Raw genomic sequence first — 6016 nt, forward strand, 5'->3', positions numbered from 1 at the left:
TTCTTCGCTGACCTCGATGTTAGACCCACGAAAATACAATTTAGCGTATTCGTCTGTATGTGCACATGCACTTAGAGATAGTTTCTGAGATATTGTCAGTATTGGTCATAACTCATTCCTATTTGTCATTAATTCTTGACAAATCAGAGAAGACAAACGACCCTTCTGGTATGCCTGTGGCACACTATTGGTGAACGCCTAACGGGAGATCCCTTCGGGTATCTCCTGCACGCCTACGCTACGCGAATGCAGTCGCCTACGGAGGAGCCAGTACTGTTCGCGCAGCATGGCACTTTGTGCCATAGGAGGGTTTCCCGACAGAGGTATCTGGCGTTGGAGATCCTCCTCATGCGCGCTGTCTCACCAATCGCCAAGGTGCAGGAGATCGTCCTGCATAGCGCTGGCTGCCAAAAGACAAATTCAGTAAATTTGAGGAGATAGTTTTGGAACGTACATTTTTAGCAATTAAGCCCGATGGCGTGCAACGTGGATTGGTAGGTGAAATTATCCGTCGCTTTGAAGAGAAAGGCTTTACCCTTGTTGGTTTGAAATTATTAAAAGTTAGTCAGGAATTGGCTCAAGAGCACTACGACGTTCACCGAGAAAGACCTTTTTTTGCTGGGTTGGTAGATTTTATCACTTCTGGCCCAGTCGTAGGAATGGTTTGGGAAGGCGAAGGCGTTGTCGCATCTGCCAGAAAAATCATTGGCGCAACAAACCCACTTTCGGCAGAACCAGGGACAATTCGAGGTGATTTAGGGATTAATATTGGTCGCAACCTGATCCACGGTTCCGATGCTGTCGAAACAGCACAACGGGAAGTGTCTCTGTGGTTTAAAGAAGAAGAACTAGTTTCTTGGCAACCAACCATAACACCTTGCTTACACGAGTAATTTAGGAAGCGAGAATTGATGAGGAGTCAAGGATTTTTTCCCTCACTCCTTGACTCCCTCATCTGGCTCCTACTCTCTACTTCCTTCCATCACTTCGGGTTTATTTTGTTCTTCTATTTCTTCTGAGTGGGTTCGCTTAGAAAATCCCCATGCCAAGATCAGGGCGATCCCAGTAATCATGAACCATTCTGGCGGTACCAAAGAATCGTTCACGACTCTAAGCAGTAATCGCAAGCCCACTAATGCCACAGTCATATAACCTGCATCCTCCAAGTGGACAAATTCATCTAACCAACGAATAAATAAACCAGCCATAAAGCGCAGAGTCACAACACCAATGGTTGTGCCTATAATCACAAGCCACTTTTCATTAGAAACAGCGATCGCAGTCGTAACACTATCAAGAGAAAACGCCAAATCTGTGAAGGCAATAATCGGGATCACTTGCCACAGAGAACTAAACCTGGGACCGTGGTCTTGATTGTCATCGGCTTGATCGGAAGTAAAATGTTGGAATACTAGCCACAGAAGGTAACCTGCACCTAGTAACTCAAACTGCCAGAACTGTTGCACCCAGGTGGCTGTTAGAAGTAAGGTGATTCGCAGGACATAAGCAAATACTAAACCAATATTCAGCGCCCGATCTTCGAGATCCTTGTCTTCTAGTCCTTGGGCGATCGCAGCCAGAGCGATCGCGTTGTCAGCAGACAGTATTGCCTCTAAAAAGACGAGCACTAGCAGCACTATCGGTGCTTCAATGCTGAAATGAAACTGAAGGTAATCGAATATTCTATCTAGCATTCCAGTTTTCTTAAAGAGCAAAAATCATAAATTACCACAAATCGCAATCTTAATATACAAAGCGCAATAAAATGCTACTTTTATTAAGCTTAACGTGTGGATGGCAAATTCTCAAAGCGAATCAGGATTACGGGGAGCACGCGAGCACCCGACGAGTAAGGAATACCTGAGCCTTTGTAATGCACGGACGTTTGCCACGGCGATTGCGACTGCGTAAGGAATAGAGCTTGTGTGCAATCTGCTGCAACTGTCATGCGACTTATACTTACCAAGAAAAAGTCTGAAATCAGACTTTTCAAACATCCTCTAACTCAACTACTTTTTCGAGTCAACTGAGTTGGTAGGATTCAATTACCAACAATCATTTTTGGGTTGGACTTAAAAAATTGTTAAAAAACTCTGATTCTCGGCACCGACTGATTATCTCTGTTGCTATTGGAGTATTAGTCTGCGTACTATTGCCGTCTTGGCTGCGCTTACCTACGCGCACTCTCTGTGCTTGGAACTTAGGCGCTGACTGTTTCTTAGGCTTGACTTGGTGGATAATGTTCAGGACAACTCCACAAAAGATGCGCCGTTTCGCGCAACTTGAATATCAAGGACGTGTGGCTATTTTAACCTTAATTATCGCTTCTGCTTGTGCAAGTGTTTTAGCGATTGGGTTCTTGCTGACTGGTAATACAAAAAGTTTGTCAACTATTTTACTAACCCTACACGTCACGCTGGCTGTGATGACGATTATCAGCTCTTGGTTATTAGTACATACTATCTTTGCCATGCAGTACGCGCGTACTTATTATCAAGTTAGCAATAGTAATACAGAGCAAATAGCTGGTGGTTTAGATTTTCCCAATGACGAAGAACCAGATTATTGGGACTTTCTATATTTTTCTTTTGTGATTGGCATGACTAGTCAAGTCTCAGATGTCCAGACAATATCACGTTCAATGAGGCGTTTGACTTTGCTACACGGGATCTTATCCTTCTTTTTTAATACTAGTATTTTGGCTATGAGTATCAATATCATTGCCGCCCTGATTTAAATCAGGTTTCTTAAGCCGATGCTAAAAGTATAGGTTAAACATATAAAAATTTTGTATCTCTACTTATAGAAAGAGGAAAACCTTGCCTTTGAGTTCTTAGGATGAACACAAACATAAGCAATCGGAGTGGATCTATGCCTGTTAACAACATAGATGAATTATCTCAAGAACTAAAAGACCAACTGCAAGAAGTTCCTCAAGAAGGAAAGCAAATTTTTGTTGCAGCATTCAATGCAGCTCAAAGTGACGGTTTCAGTGAACAGGGTGCCTATGAAGTTGCTTGGAATAGCGTAAAAAACCAGTACGAGAAAGGTTCAGATGGCAAATGGCATGCAAGGGGCGAAGTTACCGCTCAACACAACAAAGCTATTACCCAAGGTGGCAACTAAGTTCTTTTTGCGTTGGTTTTAAATTTCCGGCGGTTTGTATTAAAGACAAACCGTCTTTTGCTTATTTCTAGGTTTAAAAATGATTGCAAAATACATCAGATGAAAGTAATACAAGTTGCCAAAGTATTATAGATATGCAGGTCACAAAACACGAAATCTCTATTCGTCGTATGCAAGACGATGTACAAGATTATGAGTTGATGGCAAAATGGCTGACTGATGAGAAAGTATTGAAATATTACGAAGGGAGAGATAATCCCTTTCCTTTAGACAGAATTATAGAATCTTACCAGCCTATGGTCAGGGGAGATGATCCAGTTATCCCTTGCCTGTTTTACAATCAAAAAACTCCCATTGGTTACTTGCAGTATTGTGCCCTCAACGACTTATCTGATACAGAGAGGCAAATGTATTGTCTGGAAGAAACTGAAGATGTTTATGCGATTGACTTATTTATAGGAGAAATCCAATATTGGAACCAAGGAATTGGCACAAAAGTAGTTTCATTGGCTCTAAACTATATTTTTGAACAACTGCAAGCCCGCAAAGTTGTAATCGACCCACATGTGTGGAACACTCGTGCTATCCGTTGCTATGAAAAATGCGGCTTTGTCAAGCTAAAAATATTACCAGAACATGAACTTCACGAAGGAAAGTGCTGGGATTGCTGGTTAATGGCGACAAACCACAAGAAATCAGTACACTGAAAGAAATTACCCCGCTGGCATTGACCTTCCGCGCTTACCGATGACTCAACAACCTGCTAGAATCTGTATCCTTGGTGGAGGCTTTGGTGGTCTCCATACTGCTCTGCGCTTGAGCCAGCTTCCTTGGGAACCTTCGCAAAGACCCGAAATAGTTCTGGTGGATCACAGCGATCGCTTTGTTTTCTCTCCTCTTCTCTACGAACTTCTGACTGGGGAATTGCAAACCTGGGAAATTGCCCCACCTTATCAAGAACTTTTGGTCACTACAGGTGTTCGTTTTTGTCAAGGTTTTGTATCAGAAATTGACATAGACCAGCAACGTGTACATTTACAGGATGGACCAGAAATTTCCTATGATCAATTGGTGTTAGCGCTAGGTGGCGAAACACCGTTGGATACTGTCCCTGGAGCAACATCTTACGCCTATTCGTTTCGGACTATTGCAGATGCGTATCGTTTGGAAGAACGCCTGCGAGTTTTAGAAGAATCGGATGCAGATAAAATCAGAGTAGCTATAGTTGGTGCTGGTTACAGTGGTGTAGAGTTAGCTTGCAAACTAGCAGATAGACTTGGGGAAAGAGGACGATTTCGGCTGATTGAAATATCTGACCAAATTTTGCGAACCTCGCCAGACTTCAACAGACAAGCAGCTAACAAAGCAATAGAAGCACGGGGTCTGTTTCTCGATTTAGAAACTAAGGTAGAAGCAATTGCTCAAGACAGCATCTCATTAGAGTATAAAAATCAAGTAGACACAATTCCTGTGGATTTGGTCATTTGGACAGTGGGAACGCGGGTATCACCCGTGGTACGAAACCTGCCTGTCAAACAAAATCAACGTGGTCAAATTAGCACCACATCAACTCTCCAAGTCCACGATCATCCCGAGATTTTTGCCTTGGGGGATTTAGCAGATTGCCTTGATGCTGAAGGTAAGCAAGTCCCTGGAACAGCACAGGCTGCTTTCCAACAAGCAGATTACGTTGGTTGGAACATTTGGGCAACTTTGACAAATCGCCCTTTGCTTCCCTTCCGCTATCAGTTCTTAGGTGAAATGATGGCATTGGGAATAGACAGTGCCACCCTGACTGGTTTAGGCATCAAACTAGAAGGTTCGTTAGCATACGTCGCGCGTCGTCTTGCCTACCTTTATCGGCTACCAACTTTAGATCACAAACTCAAAGTTGGTTTTAACTGGCTTACTCGTCCGATTGTAGAGACACTTTATAGAAAATAAAAAATTACATACTTGGCATACAGGACTGTTTGAGTCAGTGAGATAGGTAGATAGCTAATAGCGAGTCAGTGATAGTTTATGAAGGAAAAACCGCGAGTTATCTTTTTAGATGCTGTTGGCACACTTTTTGGGGTGAAAGGCAGTGTAGGAGAAATCTACACTCAGATAGCGCAGGAGTTTGGAGTCGAAGTTTCTGCTGATACTTTAAACAAAACATTTATACAGAGTTTTAAAGCTGCGCTACCCCCAGTATTTCCAGATGCAGAGGAACAAGACATTCCCCAACGCGAGTTTGATTGGTGGCTTGACATTGCGCAAAACACTTTTGAACAAGCAGGTGTTATCCAGAAGTTTTCTGATTTTTCGACTTTTTTTAGTGAACTCTATATTCACTTTGGTACAGCTAATCCGTGGTTTATCTATCCCGATGTCTTGCCAGCTTTGGTTAGCTGGCGGCGGATGGGAATAGAACTGGGAATACTATCGAATTTCGATTCCCGTATTTACTCAGTGTTACAAAGTTTGGAGATCAGAGAGTTTTTTGAGTCTATCACTATTTGCACTCAAGCAGGTGCTGCCAAACCTGATAGCAAAATCTTTGCCATAGCTTTGGAAAAACATAAGTGTTCATCAGAGGCTGCATGGCACATTGGTGACAGTCTCACAGAAGATTATCACGGAGCGAGGGGAGCTGGGCTAAGAGGCATTTGGATAAATCGTCAGAATTAATTGTTGACATCCTCCCTACCAAGCGCAAAGCTTGAGGGTTGGATCACAACAATTGAAAAATCTGCCAAGCGCGTTAGCTCCGCGCCCCTCTTGTGGCTAGCGGTGAGGGGGTCGCAGTCTTGGCGGTTCCCGTCGATTGCGAACCCCCGAACCCGGAGGGCTTCCCGCAGGGTACTTTAGTTCAAGGCGTACTCAGGGGAAGGTGCAAGATCTGAGT

General features: G+C 43.3%; 7 protein-coding genes. 6 read left to right on the forward strand and 1 reads right to left on the reverse strand.

Features of this window, described 5'->3' with window-relative positions:
* The first annotated feature begins 443 nt into the window (after window positions 1-443).
* Window positions 444-893, forward strand: coding sequence for a nucleoside-diphosphate kinase (gene ndk, locus AC5590_RS09510; RefSeq protein ID WP_169263721.1), 450 nt, complete (start codon window positions 444-446; stop codon window positions 891-893).
* 69 nt (window positions 894-962) lie between these two features.
* Here ndk and AC5590_RS09515 read toward each other — a convergent pair whose 3' ends face one another.
* Window positions 963-1694, reverse strand: coding sequence for a TerC family protein (locus AC5590_RS09515; RefSeq protein WP_169263722.1), 732 nt, complete (start codon window positions 1692-1694; stop codon window positions 963-965).
* Between the two features lie 386 nt (window positions 1695-2080).
* Between AC5590_RS09515 and AC5590_RS09520 the strand changes: the two genes are divergently transcribed.
* From AC5590_RS09520 to AC5590_RS09540, 5 genes are all read left to right on the forward strand, one after another.
* Complete coding sequence (locus AC5590_RS09520; RefSeq protein WP_169263723.1) at window positions 2081-2737, forward strand: DUF1345 domain-containing protein; 657 nt, start codon at window positions 2081-2083, stop codon at window positions 2735-2737.
* A gap of 134 nt (window positions 2738-2871) precedes the next feature.
* A complete protein-coding gene (locus tag AC5590_RS09525; RefSeq protein WP_169263724.1) occupies window positions 2872-3126 on the forward strand; it encodes a ChaB family protein in 255 nt (84 codons plus the stop codon).
* A gap of 134 nt (window positions 3127-3260) precedes the next feature.
* Window positions 3261-3833, forward strand: a complete 573-nt coding sequence (locus AC5590_RS09530; protein ID WP_169263725.1) for a GNAT family N-acetyltransferase — start codon at window positions 3261-3263, stop codon at window positions 3831-3833.
* Between the two features lie 40 nt (window positions 3834-3873).
* Entirely contained in the window at window positions 3874-5070 is a 1197-nt protein-coding gene (locus AC5590_RS09535) for an NAD(P)/FAD-dependent oxidoreductase (RefSeq protein ID WP_169263726.1), read from the forward strand.
* A 78-nt stretch (window positions 5071-5148) separates the two neighbouring features.
* Entirely contained in the window at window positions 5149-5799 is a 651-nt protein-coding gene (locus AC5590_RS09540; protein ID WP_169263727.1) for an HAD-IA family hydrolase, read from the forward strand.
* The last annotated feature ends 217 nt before the right edge of the window (window positions 5800-6016 follow it).

Source organism: Brasilonema octagenarum UFV-OR1 (assembly GCF_963888615.1).
Lineage (GTDB): Bacteria > Cyanobacteriota > Cyanobacteriia > Cyanobacteriales > Nostocaceae > Brasilonema > Brasilonema sennae.

Excerpts from the sequence above, each read along its gene's own strand:
- AC5590_RS09515 (WP_169263722.1), bottom strand. The coding sequence starts at position 1,694 with ATGCTAGATAGAATATTCGATTACCTTCAGTTTCATTTCAGCATTGAA.
- AC5590_RS09525 (WP_169263724.1), top strand. The coding sequence starts at position 2,872 with ATGCCTGTTAACAACATAGATGAATTATCTCAAGAACTAAAAGACCAA.
- AC5590_RS09530 (WP_169263725.1), top strand. The coding sequence starts at position 3,261 with ATGCAGGTCACAAAACACGAAATCTCTATTCGTCGTATGCAAGACGAT.
- AC5590_RS09535 (WP_169263726.1), top strand. The coding sequence starts at position 3,874 with ATGACTCAACAACCTGCTAGAATCTGTATCCTTGGTGGAGGCTTTGGT.
- AC5590_RS09540 (WP_169263727.1), top strand. The coding sequence starts at position 5,149 with ATGAAGGAAAAACCGCGAGTTATCTTTTTAGATGCTGTTGGCACACTT.